Origin of the sequence: Mycobacterium sp. (genome assembly GCF_965229105.1) — a bacterium.
Classification (GTDB): Bacteria; Actinomycetota; Actinomycetes; order Mycobacteriales; family Mycobacteriaceae; genus Mycobacterium.
The window spans coordinates 1676553-1693207 of the sequence record NZ_OZ245858.1; the positions used below are offsets into that span (position 1 = coordinate 1676553).

The following is a 16655-nucleotide window of genomic DNA, read 5'->3' on the forward strand; positions in this document are numbered from 1 at the left end:
CGATGAGCGCGGACTGGTGCGCCGAAAGCGATAGGCTCAGCCCGTGATCCGGCTTCTTCTGCGTGCAGCGATCTTTTTGGGTTCCGCCGCGATCGGTCTCTTGGTGGCCGCGTGGCTGGTCCCCGGTGTCTCGGTGTCAGCGTGGGGTTTCATCACGGCGGTGGTGATCTTCTCGGTCGCCCAGGCGATCCTGTCGCCGTTCTTCCTGAAGATGGCCAGCCGGTATGCCACGGCATTCCTGGGTGGGATCGGTCTGGTGTCGACACTGGCGGCGCTGATCCTGGCGTCGGTGTTGACGCACGGGCTGACGATCCGTGGCATCGGATCCTGGGTGTTCGCGACGATTGTCGTGTGGCTGGTGACCGCGTTGGCAACCTTGTTGTTGCCGGTCCTGATCATCAAGCGCAAAGCGGGCTCAGCCCAGTAGTCGGGCCTTCTGCGCAGCGAATTCGTCCTCGGTCAGGACACCGCTGGCGCGCAGCTGACCAAGGCGCTCCAGTTGGTTGATCAGATCGTCGGTGCCCGACGGGGCCGGGGAGGCCGACGGGGCAACGTGGTCCTGGGCAGCGTGGTCCTGGGCTGCCCAGCGGTCCTGCTGGCGGCGTTGCACTTTGCCGTGCACGGCGGAGGCGACGGCAGCGCGTCGGACGGTTCGCAACAGGCTCATCTCGTCAGGCCCCTTCCAGCGCGGAATCGATATCGTCGAGATCAACCGGGCCCTCGGACAGGATCGTCGCGCCGCCGGACTCCCAGGCGTCGAGCACACTGACGATCGACAACTCCTCGTACACCAACACCGCGGCCATGGCACCCGCGGTCAGATCGGCGGCCACCGAGTCCAGATCGTGGCGGTCCAGCAAGCCTGATGCCGCACCGTCGAATTGGGCGAACTCGGCTCCGACGCGATGAGCCGGAATGGTGCTGGCCACCCCGTCGATACTGTGGATGAATTCGAGATCGAGCACGCGAATCCGCCCTGCGTCCACCAGGCCGACGAGACGGTCGAACCCGGTTCGAACGGCAGCCGTATCGGTGAACTCGACGACGACATAGTCGACGGGTCCGAGGTGAGTTTCAGGCACGCCTAATGTGTACCAGGTGTACGAGTACGGAGTCGATTTCGCAGCAGTCGATGCCATCGATTTTCACACCCACGTCGAGATCGACTCGCACGGGCATAAGGCCTATGACGACGAGTTGGTGGACGCGACGAGGACTTACTTCAAGATGTCCGCCGATACCGCGTCGACCATCGATGACCTGGCGCAGCAGTACCGGGATCGCAATGCCGCGGCCGTGGTGTTCACCATCGACGCCGAATCGGGCACGGGGCACCCGCCCAATTCGGTGGACGAGCTGATCGCCGGTGCGACGCGCAACAACGACGTGCTCATCCCATTCGGCAGTGTGGACCCGTGGAAAGGGAAAGCGGCCGTGCGCCGGGTCGGCGAATTGGTCGACAAACACGGTGTTCGGGGTTTCAAATTCCATCCCAGCATGCAGGCTTTCGAACCTGGCGATCGCCGGTTCTACCCGATCTACCAGGCGATCTGCGATGCCGGCGTGCCCGCCCTTTTCCACACCGGTCAGACCGGTATCGGCTCGGGCCTGCCGGGCGGCCATGGGATCAAATTGCGGTACTCGGACCCGATGCTGCTCGATGACATCGCGGCGGACTTCCCTGAGCTCACCATCGTGATGGCCCATCCCGCAGTGCCCTGGGTGGATTCACAGATCGCCATCGCCATGCACAAGTCGAATGTGTACATCGATCTGTCCGGCTATTCACCCAAATACTTTCCACCGCAGCTGGTTCGAGCCATCGGCAGGCAACTACGCACCAAGGTGCTGTTCGGTACCGATCACCCCTACATCCAGTACGACCGCTGGCGCAAGGATTTCGCCACCCTCGAGCTCGACACCGCGATCGAACCGCTGGTGTACAAAGAGAACGCCCTGCGGGTGCTCGGAATCAATTTGCCGCCAACGTAGTTGGCCGCGCGCCCGGCCCTTCGCTCCGTTGCCCTTTACCCAGGGTCTCCAGCAGTTCCCGGTAAGGCCCGACGAGATATGCGGTATCGCCCGCCGCGAGGCGCGTGTCGCGGCGTGGGTGCAGCGTCATGGGCTGACCCAGCGTCGAGATCGCGATGACGCGGGTCTGTGTGGAGATATCGAGCATCCGCATACCGTCGAGTTCACTGCCGGTTTCGACCTGGACCCCGGCCACCATGAACGAACGCTGGCCCACCGAGAAGGTGCCGATGACCTCAAGGCCCATCGCGGCGCCGATGAACCAGGGAGCGCCCAACTCGACGGTGGAGCGGACGTTCTCGAATCCGAACCGATGCGCGACGGCCGCTCCCAGGGCCCGGTCGTAGACCCGCAACACCACCGGAACACCATGGCTGTCAGCCGATTTCATCCACCGCGCGCCCAGCAGTTCGCGCAGCATGATGCCGGTCTCGATGTTGACCATATCGTCGGGGGTCAGCACGGCCACGGCAATGGCGTCGCCGATCCTGGCCGCCTCCAGCGTCTGGCGCAGCGTCGCGTCACCGAAGATGACCGGGACATCCAGCGCCGCCGCGGTGGCCAGGTAACGGTTGGATTCACTGCGTTCGATCACCACCACGTCATGGCCGGCCGCTTTGAGGTCGGCGACCACCCGGATACCGAATGAGCCGAGGCCGACGACGATGACGTGCTCGTTGAGTTCACGCACCTTGCGTCGGCCGGCGTTGCGCCCGATGCGCCGCGACAGCAACAGGTCGGCGACGAACGCCATCACGACCGCGGTGGTGGTGACACCGGCGAACATCAGCAAAATGCCGAACAGCCGTAGCCAGGTGGGTTGGTCGACGAAGCTGAAGTCGCCGTAGCCGACGGTGGCGATGGTCTCGGTGGAGAAATAGAGCGCGTCGATCCAGCTCATCCCCGGTTTGTTATAGGCGAACCGCAGCAGGAGCGAGGATCCGAACAACAGCGTCAGTGACGCGGCCAGCGCCCGGAAGAACAGCGGATTCACGTCATCACGGAACGCGCGCACCCCATTCAGTAGGCGGGTCGACAGGGGGCGGCGGCGCTGCGACGGTGCGGTGGTCGCCTTGGTGACGGCGATGCCCTGGGCCTCCAGTTCATCGCGAGTGCCGATCATCGCGGTCCAGTCGCCCATCCGGACCCGCATGTCACGGCCTGGGCAGGCGGCCACCTCGCCTGGGGTCAGGGAATTCTCGCCATGCACGACCGCGATCGGGGCCAGATCGCCGTAGATTTCGCGCAGGGTGCCGTTGCGGGGGGCATCGGTGCCGGAGACGACGAAGTCGACACCGCCTGCGGTGACGGTGTGCGTTGTGCGGTTGAGGCAGGCCTCCACCACTGACGGCGCGGCCAGGTCGGCGACGTCCAGGATGGCCCCTGGGCCGTTCCCGTTCGCTACCGCCTCGCGCAGCACGCTGTTGGCCAGCCGCGCCACGATTCGCACCTCGCTGCTCAGTTCCCTTGCCAACAAAGCGATTTCGAGGTTGAGGGCATCATCGTCGTCGGCGCAGATCACGGCGGTGGCATCCGCAACGCCTGCGCCGGCCAGGCCGACGGCGCTGTCGACGACGACGACCTCGGTGCCTGCGTTCTGCAGCTCCTCGATGATGCGCAGGCCCAGCGCGTCGTCGCCGCAGACGATGGTGTGGCCTCTCATGGTCAGAGATTAAGCGAAAATGGGCAGATGAGCGGATCAAAGACCTTCGTCGAAGCAGCTATCAACGGTGCTCGCACCCCGGATGCGCACCCCAATCTGCCGATCACCCCGGAGCAGCTGGCCGCCGAAGCGGTCGCGGCGCATGCGGCGGGAGCGCAGGTAGTGCACATGCATCCGAAAACAGCCGACGGGCGCGACTCCCTGCTGCCCGATACCGTCGCGGCGGCAGTGAACGCGGTGCGGCGCGCCAAGCCGGGGCTGCCGGTGGGCGTGACCACCGGTTACTGGGCGCTGCCCGACGCCGCCGAGCGGCTCGCCGCGATCCGCGCGTGGACGGTGCTTCCCGATTTCACCTCGCTGAACTGGCACGAGCCCGGTTCCCCCGAACTGGCCGAGGTGCTGCTCGGGATGGGGATGGGCGTCGAGGTCGGCATCTTCGACGCCGAAGCGGCGCAGTCGTGGGCACAATCCGATATCTCCCGGCACTGCCTGCGGGTGATGCTCGAACTGCAGCCCGATGCGGATATCGCGCTCGCCGATGAGCTTCTCGACCTGGTGGCCGCCGCGAACTCACCCGCCCCGACGCTGCTCCACGGTCTCGACGACAGCTGCTGGCCGTTGCTGGCGCATGCGGGGCGACGCGGTGTGCAGACCCGGATCGGGATGGAAGACACCCTGGCGCTGCCCGACGGTTCCGTCGCACCGGGTAATGCCGCGCTGGTGGCAGCGGCTGTCGAGATACTAGGGCGCGTGTAGCGCGAAATCGGCGAAGTCGAAGCCCGGCACCACCACACAGCTGACCAGGCAGGGCTCGTCGTCGCGGGGAACGGCTCGTTGCCACTGTCCCGGCGGTACCAGAATCTGCGGATTCTCCCCGGCCGCGATATCGCTGCCCAGCAGATGCATTGTGGCACTTGACTGTTCGCGGCCGATCTCCAGCAGCAGCGGGCCGCCGCGGTGGTAGAACCACAGCTCGGCACTGCGCACCGTATGCCACGCCGATTGCTGACCTGGCATGAGCAAGAACAGGATTGCGGTCCCGGCGTTGCGTGGCCCGGTGTAAGCGGGCGGGAGCGCCGACTGGGGAAAGGTCAACTCGCTGCGCCAGGTTTCCCGAAACCAGCCGCCCTCGGGGTGCGGTGCCAGCTGAAGTTCCTGTGCCCAGTCGGGGAGGTCACTCATCGGTTGAGCGTAAACCGGTTGCGTGCGGTCGAGGCTCGCGGTTACCTTGGAAACCATGACAGGCATCAACGGTTCCGCGCCGTCCGCGCGCTGAAATACCGTCGGCCTGTCTATCTGGCTCCGTTTTCAGCGCAAACGCATCTGAAAACGCAGGAGCACTGTGTCCATTACCGCCACCGCCGTCACCCTCACTGAGGTCGGCTACACCTGGCCCGACGGCGACGTCGCACTATCGGCCATCACCGGCGCGTTCACTACCGGCCGCACCGGTCTGGTCGGCGCCAACGGCTCGGGTAAGTCGACGCTGTTGCGGCTGATTGCCGGCGAGCTGACCCCCACCACCGGTGCCATCCAGACCACCGGCGCGGTGTCCTATCTGCCGCAGACCCTCACCAGCCAAGCCGACAGCACGATCGCCGATCTCCTCGGGATCAGTGCGAAGCTCGCCGCCCTGCGGGCCATCGAAACCGGTGACACGGCCGATCAGCATTTCGAAACCGTCGGCGACGACTGGGATATCGAGACCCGAGCCCAGGCCGCCCTGTACGAAATCGGACTCGACGGGCTCGACATCGACCGGCAGGTCGGCGCCATCTCCGGCGGTGAGGCGATGCTGGTGGCGATCACCGGCCTGCGCCTGGTGCGCACGCCGGTCACGTTGCTCGACGAGCCGACCAACAATCTCGACCGGGGTGCCCGCGCCGCGTTATCGCGCACTGTGGCGGGCTGGCCAGGCACCCTGGTCGTGGTCAGCCACGACACCGCCCTGCTCGACGAGATGGACAACACCGCGGAGCTCTACGACGGTCGTCTCACGGTTTTCGGGGGGTCCTACACCCAGTGGCGTCGGCACCTTGAGATCGAGCAGGCCGCGGCGGCTGCGGCAGCCCGCACCGCAGAGCAGGCGGTCAAGGTCGAGAAACGCCAGCGGGTCGAAGCCGAAACCAAACTGGCCAGTCGCAATCGCACCGCGAAGAAGGCCTACGAGCAAAAGCGGGTGCCCAAGATCGTCGCAAACCTGCGCGCTTCGGCAGCTCAGGTATCGGCAGGCCGGCTGCGCACCGGGCTCGACGACCGGGTCCGGGGCGCGCAGGCCGCCCTTGACCAGGCATCGGCGCGGGTACGCGAGGACGAACACGTCCGCATCGAGCTACCCGATCCTGAGGTGCCCGCCGGTCGCACCATCGCCGAGCTGCGCGGCGTCGACCGCACGCTCGTCGTGCAGGGACCGGAACGGATCGCGGTCGTCGGCCCCAACGGCGTGGGTAAGACGACGTTTCTGCAGGCGCTGCTGCGCTCGGAGGAGCAGGCGGCGGGCAAGCTGTTCACCGACCGGGTTGGTTATCTACCGCAGCGCCTGGACGGAGCACACGGGCTCGGCGATGACGTCACTGTTCTAGACGCTGTGCGTGCCGCCGCGCCCACGGCGGATGCCGAACGCATCCGCGGGCAGCTCGCCCGGTTCCTGCTCCGCGGCGACAGCGTGCACCGCGCGGTGGCGAGTCTTTCTGGTGGAGAGCGCTTTCGGGTGGCGTTGGCCCGGCTGCTCCTTGCCGACCCGTCGCCGCAGCTGGTCGTGCTCGACGAGCCGACCAACAACCTCGACATCGCCAGTGTCGACCAGCTGGTGGACGCACTCCGGGCGTATCACGGGGCGCTGATCGTGGTCAGCCACGATGACGCTTTCCTGGCGCGGCTGGAACTGACCCGGACACTGACCATGGCGCGACCGGGTCAACTCAGGTGAAGACCGATAGGGTCTTGCACTATGGCCCGCCTGCGTCCCGGTTGGTTAGTCACGCTGTGCGCGGCCATCGTTGCGGTCAGCGTGTGGCTGCCGTGGCTGACGACGTCGGCCCTGGGTGGGGGCCGCGCCAACGCCATCGGCGGAACGGCAGGCAGCCTCGAACTCAGTCACGGCTTCGGTGCGGGCCAACTCATCGTCCTGCTGACCTCGACGCTGCTGGTCGCCGGGGCGATGACGGCACGTGGCCTGTCTGTCAAAGCGGCTTCGACTGGTGCACTGGTGCTTTCGCTGCTGATCGCCGCGTTGACCGGATGGTACTTCCATCTGTACGTCAGCCCGCCGGTGTCGGCGTCCTATGGTCTGTACATCGCGGCGGCGGGTGCGCTCGGCGCGATCGCCTTCTCGGTGTGGGCGCTTGTCGAGGCCCTGTTCGGGAGCCGGTCGGCGTGACCCGATTCGTCGAACCGGTGACGCTGACCGGCCAGCGGTGGGTCGTGTTGGAGCCGTTGACAGAAGAACATATCCCCGAGATCGCCACGGCAGCCGGTGACGGCGACGGCGGGTCACTGTGGTTCACCACCGCGCCCTCGCCGCAGACCGCCGAGGCCTGGGTGCACAAGCTGCTGGGTATCCAGGCCGGTGATCAGGGGGTTACCTACGTGGTCCGGCGCCTGGCCGATGGTGTTGTGGTCGGCTCGTCGAGTTTCTTCCACGTTGACGCGCCGAACCGCCGCCTGGAGATCGGGCACACCTGGTACTCGGGGTCGGCGCGGCGGACCGGGGTGAACTCCGAGACCAAATTGCTGATGCTCGGACACGCCTTCGACACGCTGGGCTGTGTGGCCGTCGAATTCCGCACGCATTTCTTCAACTCGACCAGCCGCGCGGGCATCGAGCGGCTCGGGGCGAAACTCGACGGTGTGCTGCGCAGCCACCAGCTGTTACCCGACGGATCGCGGCGCGACACCATGGTCTACTCCATCCTGGATATCGAATGGCCTGCGGTGCGGAACAATCTGCGCTTCCGCCTGGCGCGCCATGACACCTAGCCGGCTGTGATGTGATGGCAGGTATGCGATCTGTTCTCTCCTGTGTGGGTTCTGCCGCGATGACGCTGGTTTTGCTCACCGGATGTGGCCCCACGACCGGCGGTACCGCCGTCGCCGACCGCAGCTGCACCGAGGTGTCGGCCCCGATGACCGATATCAAGTCGACAAACCCGGATGAACCCAAACTGAGCATCCCGCAGCCGCAGGGGTGGGAGCGCAAGACAGAGCTCGACTCGAAGATCATCCGGTTTGTGATGGTGAACAAGAGCCTGGTCGCCGATAACTTCGCCGCGAATGCCGTCGTCACGTTCGAATCCGTGTCCAACAACACGCAATCCCCGAAGGAAATCCTCGACAGTCAGCGGTCCAATCTGGAGACTCAGCTCAAAGCCACCAATGTGACGTATGAGGACGGCACCCAATGTGGGTATCCGTCGGCGATCATCAGTTACACCGCACCTGCGATGGGTTCGATCGCGCCACGGCGGGCCAAAGTGCTTGGGGTGGTGGTCGAGTCGGAAGACAAGACCTACCTGACCACCCTCACCATCGGCTCAGCCGATGATAAGAACCCGACGTTCGCCGCCGACTCCGAGACCATCCTCCAGGGCTTCGCAGTCAGCGTCCCCAGCTAGATCCAGCGCCGAAGTTCGCTGCCCGGCGCCCAGGTCGAGTGCGTCCCGCTGGAGATCCGTTCGGGCAGTGGCAGTTTGCATACCGGGCCGTCGGCAACCCCTGCGGCGTCGAAGACCAGGCAGTACGACGAGTCGTCGGTCATATCCGTGACCAACGTAATCAGGTAACCGTCATCCTCGGCTGTCGCGCCCACCCGTGGCGCCATCGCGGTCTCGCTGCCGTACACGCCGTCGCCGAATGAATACCGTTCCTCAGCACCGGTTTTCACATCATGTTTGACCAGGCCGTCGAACAGGAACCAGCCGGGTTTGCCCGTCGCCGCGTAGGTGTAGCGGTACTCCCGGCCCGCATAGCCGGCGTTGATCATGCCGAATTCGGTGATGCTGTCGGTCAGCGGTTCCTCTTTTGCGGTACCGGTGACGAGGTTCAACCGCCACCGGTGCAATCTGGTCTGCAACCGATCCAGCGCGAGATACCGGAAGGCCCGCTCCCATTTGTCGCCGGAACCAGTATCGGCTGGGTTGGGTCCCCCTCGAAGAAACCGTCGAGCACGATTTCGTCACCGTCCTCATAGGCGTTGACGAAGTGCAGGACGAAGGTGGGGTCGGCCTCGAACCAGCGGATGTCCTCGGTGCTGCCGCGGCGGGGGATGACCGCAAACCGCGACGGCATATCCCGATGGAACCCCGGCAGGTGGATATCGGCCTTCAACAGCTCCGGATCCCAAAAGAGCGGAAAGTCGTTGAGGATGACGTAATTTCGGGTGAATGCCATATCGTGCGGTAACCGTGGACCCGGCAGCGGGACGTCGATGTGGTGGACCAGGTCGTTGTTATCGTCCACCACGCCGTAAGACATATACGGTGCCTGTTTGCTGTAGTTGAAGAACAGCAGTTCGCCTGTGGCGTCGTCGACCTTCGGGTGCGCCGATACGCCCCAATCCGGGAAGCGGCCGTTCCAGCTTTCCTTACCCAACGTCTCCGCGGTCATCGGGTCAAGGCGGTACAGGTCGCCGCACTGATAGAAACTGGTCAGTGCCACCCCCCGGTGCACCGTGACATCGGTGCTTGAGGCGTCCTTCATCAAGGTGCGGGCGCCCCAGCCGTGCTCACGTTTGGCCAGCTGTACCGGTTCGGCCAGCCCCGGCCACAGCGCACCCCCGGCCTCCCCTTCGGCCATCAGACCGTCGGTGCGGACGAACCGGTTGCGGTAGAACGCTTTTCCGTCACCGAAACCGACCACATGCACCATGCCGTCCCCGTCGAACGGGTGATAGAACTTCAGCGCCGGATGTAGGGGGTTCTCGGTATTGCGCAGATAGACACCGTCGAGGTCGCGCGGGATCTCACCCTCGGTGGGGGCCAGATCATCGGCGTCCCACTCGGAGGTCTGCGGACGCCATGGGCCGGTGCGGTAGGGGTGGTCGTCGTTATCGGGCAGGGTCGACAGGTACTTACCCACCACATCGATATCCATCAGTTCGCCTCCATCAGTTCGTCGTCACTGTGCCGACCACAAAGCTGACCGTGGTGGCGGTGCTGCCACCGAAATTCAAGGTGCCGAACGTTTTTGCACCCTCGACCTGATAGTCGCCCGCGCTATCGCTGACCTGCCGTGCCGCGTCCACCAGCATGCGGATTCCGGTAGCACCGACCGGGTGGCCGCCGCCGATCAGCCCGCCGCTGGGGTTGATCGGCAGCCGGCCGCCGATCTCGATCTCCCCGTTCTCGATGGCCTTCCAGGATTCGCCGGGGCCGGTCAACCCGATGTGGTCGATCGCGATGTACTCGCTGGGGGTGAAACAGTCGTGCACCTCGAAACCGTCGATATCGTCGAGGGTGCGCTGCGCGCGGCGCATGGCGTCGAGCGCAGCGCTGCGCACGTGTGGCAGCAGGTACGGATCATCGGCGGAGCGGTCCAACTTCTGCTGCAACCCCAGACCCACCGTGCGGTGACCCCACCCGTCGATACGGGCGACCGGGTGCGCGTCCGGGTGATCGCGGAGGTACGCGTCGGTGACCAGGACGATGCCCGCGCCACCGTCGGTCATCTGGCTGCAGTCAAAGCGGCGTAACCGGCCCTCTACGACGGGGTTGGCCGCGCCGTCGAGATTCCAGTCGCGGGTCTGCGCGTTCGGGTTACGCCGGGCATTGGCGAAATTGAGTGCTGAGATCGCCTGGAGGTGTGCGTCGTCGAGGCCGTAGCGCCGCTCGTACTCGTCGGCGACCTTGGCGAACATATACGGCCAGAGGAACGTCGCTTCGTTGCCCTCGTGATCGGTCCAGGCGGCCGCGCCGAGGTGCGCTGCGGCGATATCGCCCGGGACTGTCTTCTCCAGTTCGACACCGACGACCAGAGCGGTCTCATAGGCGCCGGAACGTAGGTCCGCGATCGCGGCGAGGGTGGCGACGCTGCCCGACGCGCAGGCCGCTTCGTGGCGGGTGGCCGGGGTGTCCCACAGGTCGTCGCGGACGGTGGCCGGCATGGCCCCGAGGTGCCCTTGGCGGGCGAACATTTCGCCGAATGCATTGGCGACGTGGACGACCTCGATCATCGAGCCGTCCATCTTCGCGGCGGTCAGCGTCTGGTCGACGACCTCGCTGGTCAGGTCCGCGAAGTCCAGACCTTCTCTGGTGAGGTTGCGCGCAAAGTCGCTCTGATAACCCCCGAGGATCCAGATGCCCGCCGTCATGAAATGCGACGCTACTCCCGGGACGGCCCCGCCGGCACGTGGTCTGAACCGACGAGGCCTGGCGAACGCTTTACCCGACGATCTCAGCCGCAAACGTGACCCATGTGCGTGTGTGTGCGACAGTGGGGCCGTGAGGTCCGAGTCGAATGCTGACTTGGCGGTTCGGATGGCCGAACTTGCCAGGCAGCTCGCCATGCCGTTACCCCTTCCTGACGTGCTGGCGGGGGTCACCAAATCGGTTCTCGAGGTCATGCCTGGAGCCGATGCGTCCGGATTTCTGTTGTTCACCAAGGGTGAGAAGTACGAGACCCACGCGGCCACCACGGACCTGATGTTCGAGATCGACCGTTTGCAGGTCAAGCACGGCGAGGGGCCGTGTATCGAAGCCGCCGTCGACGAGCTGATCGTGCGGACCGATGATTTTCAGCGCGAGCAGCGCTGGCCGCACTACTCCGCCGATGTGCTCAAGCTCGGCGTGCGAAGTGCGCTGTCATTCAAGCTGTACACGACCAACCGCAACGCCGGCGCTCTGAACATCTTCGGCTTCGAACCTAATGCGTTCGACGCCGAGGATGAAGCCGTCGGCTCCGTGCTGGCCGCGCATGCCGCCGCTGCCATCCTGGCTAGTCGCCAAGGCGATCAGCTGCAGTCGGCCCTGACCAATCGTGACCTCATCGGCCAGGCCAAGGGCATCATCATGGAGCGCTACGGCGTCGACGCCGTCCGCGCGTTCGAGATGCTGCGGGAGCTCTCACAATCGGCGAACGAGAAATTGGTCGATGTCGCCCAGCGTGTGATCGACACTAGGGGGAGCTGAGGTCGGCGGGCTTGCCGGCCGCGTGCTTTTCTGCCAGCAAGCGAGCTCGTTCCAGCTCCAGGTCGGCCAGTTCCTCATCGATGAGGTCGCGTTCGTCATCGTCGCGGTCCTTGCCCAGTTGGATGCGATACCCGAAGAGCACCGCGGTGATCAGTGAGATCGCGATGATGATCGCGGAGATGAAAAATGACCCGAAGTCGATGACGGACCCGATCGGCGGGCTGCCGGGCACCGCGTTACGCAGCGGAATGAGGGCGAAGAGCATGGCCGCCATCATCGAACAGGCGGGGAATACCAAGCCTTTTCGCCATCTCACGGCGTAGTAGCCCGCCGTCGCCGCCGCAACGGCCAAGCCGAGCATCAACACCATCACAAAGGTCGCGTAGACCAGGGTCGGTGTGCTCCTTCGCATCTGCAGTTCGAGATCGAGGCCCGTGTTGTTTTCGGAATCGCCGACGCTCGGGGTGATCGCGAAGAATGGGTCGGTGCTGTAGTACGTGACATCGACAGGCAGCTCGGTGTTATCGGGCCCGCCCCAGACATGAAATTCCAGCGATGCGTGGTAGCGGTCGAAGGGGTAATCGGTCACCAAGCCACTCACGGTGTACCGCTGCTCAATCGACGGTACGTAGTCCCCCTTTTTCAGCGGGGTGTTCACCTCCTGCAACGACGTCAGCGAGTACAGGTTGGCATCGTCGCGGAAGAACCCGTTGGCGTCCGCCAGGTCGCCGTTGGGCTGGACATCGGTGATGGTGACCTGAATGACCGAACCCGCGGGGTCGACGCGGGTGAGCCACGCCAGGATGCTCACGCGATTGGGATTGTCGTAATCGCCCCACAACGTCGTCTCGCTCTGGGTGTTACGGGTGGGGAAGTACATGCTCAGACTGCCTGCCACCACAAGACTGACCAACACCGCGAACGTGATGACGACCTTGGCGCCGCGTCGGAGGTGAACCGCGTGCGTGGCGAGGCGCTTGACCATGGCCCAACCTTAGGGAGCGCCTGCGGAATCGGGGAGACGAACGTGGTGCCCCCGGCATGATTCGAACATGCGACACCGGCTTTAGGAGAGCCGTGCTCTATCCCCTGAGCTACGGGGGCGGACCGGAACGCAGTGTACCCGGCGACGTACCGGTAGCTGTACCGAGAATGTTTGGCCAGCGTGAACGCAGGAAACCCGACGCGGCATGAGCACAGCGGATAAGGCCAAGAACAAGCTCGACAAGTACGCCGGTCGGGTCAAGGAAAACCTCGGGAGGACGACGGGTAACCGTCGGTTGGAGAACGAAGGCAAGGTCGATCAGGTCAAGGCCAATGTGAAGACCACCGGCGAGAAGATCAAGGACGCCTTCCGCCCCCGGAGACGCCGTCTCTAGCGCAACTCCGCAATCACCTTGGCGAAGTACTCCGCGTGGTTGTCCTGCACAGTGAAATAGGTCAGGCCGTAGGTGTCGCGCAGCCCGCGTAGCTTGTCGGCGATATCCCGCGGCGTGCCCGAGAGCACCCCGGGCATCGCCAGTAGCTGTTCGTCGGACATATGCGGCGCAAAACGCCGCGTCAATCGCAGATCCGGCATCCCTGAACTGTCCGACGGTGATGCCGTAATCGAAATGTTCAGCACCAGGCCGTCGAAGCGGTCCCCGGCGGCGGCGCGAACGAAGGCCACCCGTTCGGCCAGCGGATCCGCCACGGCCTTACCCGAACCGGTCAGCCCGATGATGTGTGCGTACCGGGCTGCGATGGTCAGGACGCGATCACCGTTACCCGCGATCAGCAGCGGAATGCTGCTGTGCCGCTCCACCACATACCGGGTCACGTGCTCGAGATAGTCGACCCGGCTTCCGGCGCTGGGGAACGGCAATTCGGCCGCTTCGAACTCGGCCTGGACATACCCCGCACCCAGCCCCAGATCGAGCCGGCCGTCGCTGAGCAGATCGACACCGACGGCGTCGCGGGCCAGCAGTGCTGGCTTATAAAACCCGGCGTTGAGCACATAGGTACCAAGGCGGGCCGTCGAGGTGACCTGAGCCACCGCGGCCAACACCGGGAAGGGTGCAGGTGCACCGAGATGGTCGGGGATGTTCAGCACATCGAAGCCGAAATCCTCGTAACGCCTTGCGGTTTCCTGGAGTTCGGCCCGCGTCGTGAAAGCTCTGATACCGACCCCGAAGCGCAGGTTGTTAGTCATCGGCGTCGATGTTACGACTGCCGATGTTTGGGCGGACGCGGATCGGTCAACACATTCGCCATGAGTGCACTAGATAAGGCAAAGAACGCTGTCGAAGACGTCACGGGTAAGGCCAAGGAGACCTTGGGCAAGGCCACGGGCGACAAGTCAACCGAGAATGAGGGCAAGGGCGATCAGGCGAAGTCCGACCTCAAGGGCGCCGGCGAAAAAGTGAAAGACGCCTTCAAGCACTGAGGCTGAAATAGCAACTGAGCTGGGCCAGCATCCAACTGTGGGGGTCGAAGAGGAGTTTCTCCTCATCGACCCCCACAGTGGTGCTCCGGTACCCAAGAATGTCGAGGTGGCGCGACGCGCCGCTGAACACGGTGTAGATCTTCAGTTGGAGCTGACCACATGTCAGGTCGAAACGGCCACGGATGTGCTGGATACCCGCACCGAACTGCTGAGCGAAATCACCCGGCTCCGCACTGCCGCCGCGTCGGCCGCCCACCATTGTGGCGCCCAACTGCTGGCGGTCGGCTTGCCACCGACAGTGCCGCACGAGTTCCCGATCACCGATAAACCCCGCTATCACAAAATTGCGGAGCGGTTCGGGATGATCGCGCACGAGCAGGGCATCTGTGGATGCCATGTTCATGTCGCGGTGCCCGACCGGGAGGTCGCAGTCCACGTCTGCAATCGGTTGCGACCTTGGCTCCCAAAGCTTTTGGCGTTGAGCGCCAACTCGGCGATCTACCGCAACGCCGATACCGGCTACGCCAGCTGGCGCAGCATCTTATGGGCCCGGTGGCCCAGTGCAGGTCCACCGCCACACCTGGCGTCGGCCGCGGAGTTCGACGCCGAGGTGGAGTTGATGCAGGACGCGGGCACCATGCTCGATGACGGGATGGTCTATTGGGATGCCCGGCCGTCGGCCAGTTTCCCGACAGTCGAGGTGCGGGTCGCCGATGTGCCGGCCACCGCAGCCGAGACGGTGCTGCTGGCCACCTTGATCCGCGCCGCAGTAATGACGGCGTTGACCGCGATCGAACGTGGCGAGCCCGAACCGCGGGTACACGATCACGTGCTGCGAGCCGCCTATTGGCGGGCGGCGCGCTACGGGGTCGACGAGGTGGGTCAGGATTTTGTCGACCTGCTGGCGCCCGCGTTGGATGCGCTCGGCGAGTACGACTATGTGCGCGCCGAACTCGCTGCGGTCAAGCGTGACGGCAACGGCGCCGCCCGGCAGCGACGGGCCTTTCAGCAGCGCGGCGACATCCGCGATGTGGTCGCCGAGGTTGCCGCGGCGACCGTCAGGTGAGTGGCAATTTGGCGAACACGTCGCCGGTCGGTTGGGTTGAACCTGCACCCGGTTCGACGGTGAACGCCAATGCCGTCGAATCCCCGAGATCCGGTAGGACCGCAGTCGTCGACGGCGATACCGCCTTGGCATCCATCACACCGGCAGAGTGCGCACCCTCATTGCCGACAAGCCACATCTGGTACACCGTGCCTGCCGACGGCGGGGTGACGTTGTTCATCACCAGAACGCCCGCATCGCGATCGCGGGAGAACACCAGCGTCGCTGTGCCACCGCCGGGAATTTCCCCGGAGATGGTGCGGACGTCGGGCGCACCGAAGACCTCTTGGGCGGTGGATACCGTCGGGACCGACGGTCGGACCGCGATCCCGACGCCGACGGCGCCAAGGCCGATCACCAGTGCGGCCGCCACGGCCAGCAGACCACGCCGTCGACCCGCGTCCGTGGACCGCCCGGTGGGCAGCGCCGTGACATTATCGTCGGCCGCCAAGGCCAAAATGCGGTCCCGTAGCTCGGTCGGTGGCTCAAGAGCCGTCGCCGCCGACACAGTGGCCATCGCCTCACGGATGGCCCTGACCTCGTCGAAGAAGGCATCCGCCGTGAATGGGCGGGCTGCGGCGACCCGGGCCTCGATATCGTCGCGCTCGTCGTCGGACACCGCGTGCAAGGCATACGGGGTCACCAGATCGAGGAGATCGTTGTCGATGGGGCCGGTGGGTTGCGACGGGGTCGTCATGGCATCCCCAAACAATTGCGCAAGCTGCGCAGGCCGTCACGCATGCGCGATTTGATGGTGGCCAGATTGGCGGCAAGCCGGTCAGAAACCTGCACGTAGGTCAGACCGTCGTAGTAGGCGAGTTGAATGCACTCACGTTGCAGGTCGGTCAGGCTGTCGAGGCAGGTCACCACCTGGCGCCGCTCGTCGAGCAGGATCACCGAATCGCTGACATGGTCGGCGGCCGTTTCCACCGTCGAGGCGCCGTAGCGCGACTCCCGGTTGCTGGCCGCCTGCTCGGAGCGCACCCGGTCCACGGCGCGGCGGTGGGCCAGCGTCATGAGCCAGGCCAGAGCGGAGCCGGCGGTGGGGTCAAACGTGTGGGCAGAACGCCAAACCTGCAGGTAGATGTCCTGGGTGGTCTCTTCGCTGTACCCGGGATCGCGCAGCACCCTGGTGACCAGGCCATATACCCGTGCGCGGGTGCTGTCGTAGAAGGTCGCGAAGGCAGCGGTGTCCTGCCGAGCCACCCGCCGCAAGAGTGCGTCGAGGTCGGCGCTCAACTCGGTGAGCCAGTCTGTGAGCCTTCCATCGAGCGGTAGCCTAACCGGCGATGCGGCGATCACGTTCAT

At 65.0% G+C, this 16655-nt stretch carries 20 protein-coding genes, 1 tRNA gene and 1 pseudogene; 11 read left to right on the forward strand and 11 right to left on the reverse strand.

What is annotated here, in order from left to right; translation table 11 throughout:
• Positions 1-43 precede the first annotated feature (43 nt).
• Positions 44-427, forward strand: coding sequence for a phage holin family protein (locus ADBZ9O_RS08110; protein ID WP_526530082.1), 384 nt, complete (start codon positions 44-46; stop codon positions 425-427).
• Here the strand turns inward: ADBZ9O_RS08110 and ADBZ9O_RS08115 are convergent.
• Complete coding sequence (locus ADBZ9O_RS08115) at positions 416-667, reverse strand: SHOCT domain-containing protein (RefSeq protein ID WP_526530084.1); 252 nt, start codon at positions 665-667, stop codon at positions 416-418. The two genes, ADBZ9O_RS08110 and ADBZ9O_RS08115, sit on opposite strands and share 12 nt — an antisense overlap.
• A gap of 4 nt (positions 668-671) precedes the next feature.
• Complete coding sequence (locus ADBZ9O_RS08120) at positions 672-1082, reverse strand: DUF6325 family protein (protein ID WP_526530086.1); 411 nt, start codon at positions 1080-1082, stop codon at positions 672-674.
• Between the two features lie 16 nt (positions 1083-1098).
• Between ADBZ9O_RS08120 and ADBZ9O_RS08125 the strand changes: the two genes are divergently transcribed.
• A complete protein-coding gene (locus tag ADBZ9O_RS08125; RefSeq protein ID WP_526530088.1) occupies positions 1099-1992 on the forward strand; it encodes an amidohydrolase family protein in 894 nt (297 codons plus the stop codon).
• Here the strand turns inward: ADBZ9O_RS08125 and ADBZ9O_RS08130 are convergent.
• Complete coding sequence (locus tag ADBZ9O_RS08130) at positions 1973-3694, reverse strand: NAD-binding protein (protein WP_526530090.1); 1722 nt, start codon at positions 3692-3694, stop codon at positions 1973-1975. The genes ADBZ9O_RS08125 and ADBZ9O_RS08130 overlap by 20 nt on opposite strands.
• Before the next feature lie 27 nt (positions 3695-3721).
• On the opposite strand from ADBZ9O_RS08130, the gene ADBZ9O_RS08135 reads away from it, so the two are divergent.
• A complete protein-coding gene (locus ADBZ9O_RS08135) occupies positions 3722-4450 on the forward strand; it encodes a 3-keto-5-aminohexanoate cleavage protein (protein ID WP_526530092.1) in 729 nt (242 codons plus the stop codon).
• Here the strand turns inward: ADBZ9O_RS08135 and ADBZ9O_RS08140 are convergent.
• Positions 4436-4876, reverse strand: coding sequence for a cupin domain-containing protein (locus tag ADBZ9O_RS08140; RefSeq protein ID WP_526530094.1), 441 nt, complete (start codon positions 4874-4876; stop codon positions 4436-4438). The two genes, ADBZ9O_RS08135 and ADBZ9O_RS08140, sit on opposite strands and share 15 nt — an antisense overlap.
• A 166-nt stretch (positions 4877-5042) precedes the next feature.
• Here ADBZ9O_RS08140 and ADBZ9O_RS08145 point away from each other — a divergent pair, with 166 nt between their 5' ends.
• The 4 genes from ADBZ9O_RS08145 to ADBZ9O_RS08160 are packed head-to-tail and all read left to right on the forward strand — an operon-like array spanning position 5043 to position 8307.
• On the forward strand, positions 5043-6623 hold the full coding sequence (locus ADBZ9O_RS08145) for an ABC-F family ATP-binding cassette domain-containing protein (RefSeq protein ID WP_526532949.1): 1581 nt from the start codon (positions 5043-5045) through the stop codon (positions 6621-6623).
• A 21-nt stretch (positions 6624-6644) separates the two neighbouring features.
• Complete coding sequence (locus ADBZ9O_RS08150) at positions 6645-7073, forward strand: hypothetical protein (RefSeq protein WP_526530096.1); 429 nt, start codon at positions 6645-6647, stop codon at positions 7071-7073.
• Positions 7070-7672: a GNAT family N-acetyltransferase gene (locus ADBZ9O_RS08155; protein ID WP_526530098.1), complete on the forward strand. Its 603-nt coding sequence runs from the start codon at positions 7070-7072 to the stop codon at positions 7670-7672. Before ADBZ9O_RS08150 ends, ADBZ9O_RS08155 begins: the two co-directional genes overlap by 4 nt.
• A 59-nt stretch (positions 7673-7731) precedes the next feature.
• Positions 7732-8307, forward strand: a complete 576-nt coding sequence (locus tag ADBZ9O_RS08160; RefSeq protein WP_526530100.1) for an LpqN/LpqT family lipoprotein — start codon at positions 7732-7734, stop codon at positions 8305-8307.
• On the opposite strand, the pseudogene ADBZ9O_RS08165 reads toward ADBZ9O_RS08160, so the two are convergent.
• Positions 8304-9784, reverse strand: a pseudogene (locus tag ADBZ9O_RS08165) (carotenoid oxygenase family protein). The gene ADBZ9O_RS08160 and the pseudogene ADBZ9O_RS08165 overlap by 4 nt on opposite strands.
• A gap of 13 nt (positions 9785-9797) precedes the next feature.
• Positions 9798-11000 (reverse strand): acetyl-CoA acetyltransferase, encoded by a 1203-nt coding sequence (locus ADBZ9O_RS08170; RefSeq protein WP_526530102.1) that lies wholly within the window; start codon positions 10998-11000, stop codon positions 9798-9800.
• 166 nt (positions 11001-11166) lie between these two features.
• Here ADBZ9O_RS08170 and ADBZ9O_RS08175 point away from each other — a divergent pair, with 166 nt between their 5' ends.
• Positions 11167-11817 carry a GAF and ANTAR domain-containing protein gene (locus ADBZ9O_RS08175; RefSeq protein ID WP_526532951.1) on the forward strand — a complete coding sequence of 217 codons (651 nt, stop codon included), beginning with the start codon at positions 11167-11169 and terminating at the stop codon, positions 11815-11817.
• Here ADBZ9O_RS08175 and ADBZ9O_RS08180 read toward each other — a convergent pair.
• Both ADBZ9O_RS08180 and ADBZ9O_RS08185 read right to left on the reverse strand, forming a co-directional pair.
• A complete protein-coding gene (locus tag ADBZ9O_RS08180; RefSeq protein ID WP_526530104.1) occupies positions 11804-12802 on the reverse strand; it encodes a DUF8686 domain-containing protein in 999 nt (332 codons plus the stop codon). The genes ADBZ9O_RS08175 and ADBZ9O_RS08180 overlap by 14 nt on opposite strands.
• A 43-nt stretch (positions 12803-12845) precedes the next feature.
• Positions 12846-12921: transfer RNA gene (locus ADBZ9O_RS08185), tRNA-Arg, on the reverse strand.
• A gap of 86 nt (positions 12922-13007) precedes the next feature.
• Here ADBZ9O_RS08185 and ADBZ9O_RS08190 point away from each other — a divergent pair.
• The gene (locus ADBZ9O_RS08190) at positions 13008-13196 is read left to right on the forward strand and encodes a CsbD family protein (protein WP_526530106.1); all 189 of its coding nucleotides are present in this window, start codon (positions 13008-13010) and stop codon (positions 13194-13196) included.
• On the opposite strand, the gene ADBZ9O_RS08195 is transcribed toward ADBZ9O_RS08190, so the two are convergent.
• Positions 13193-14008, reverse strand: coding sequence for a TIGR03621 family F420-dependent LLM class oxidoreductase (locus ADBZ9O_RS08195; RefSeq protein ID WP_526530108.1), 816 nt, complete (start codon positions 14006-14008; stop codon positions 13193-13195). The genes ADBZ9O_RS08190 and ADBZ9O_RS08195 overlap by 4 nt on opposite strands.
• Before the next feature lie 60 nt (positions 14009-14068).
• Between ADBZ9O_RS08195 and ADBZ9O_RS08200 the strand changes: the two genes are divergently transcribed.
• Both ADBZ9O_RS08200 and ADBZ9O_RS08205 read left to right on the forward strand, forming a co-directional pair.
• Positions 14069-14242: a CsbD family protein gene (locus ADBZ9O_RS08200; RefSeq protein ID WP_526530110.1), complete on the forward strand. Its 174-nt coding sequence runs from the start codon at positions 14069-14071 to the stop codon at positions 14240-14242.
• 19 nt (positions 14243-14261) lie between these two features.
• The gene (locus tag ADBZ9O_RS08205) at positions 14262-15308 is read left to right on the forward strand and encodes a carboxylate-amine ligase (RefSeq protein WP_526532953.1); all 1047 of its coding nucleotides are present in this window, start codon (positions 14262-14264) and stop codon (positions 15306-15308) included.
• On the opposite strand, the gene ADBZ9O_RS08210 is transcribed toward ADBZ9O_RS08205, so the two are convergent.
• On the reverse strand, positions 15301-16044 hold the full coding sequence (locus ADBZ9O_RS08210) for an anti-sigma factor (protein ID WP_526530112.1): 744 nt from the start codon (positions 16042-16044) through the stop codon (positions 15301-15303). The genes ADBZ9O_RS08205 and ADBZ9O_RS08210 overlap by 8 nt on opposite strands.
• Complete coding sequence (locus ADBZ9O_RS08215; protein ID WP_526532955.1) at positions 16041-16655, reverse strand: RNA polymerase sigma factor; 615 nt, start codon at positions 16653-16655, stop codon at positions 16041-16043. Before ADBZ9O_RS08215 ends, ADBZ9O_RS08210 begins: the two co-directional genes overlap by 4 nt.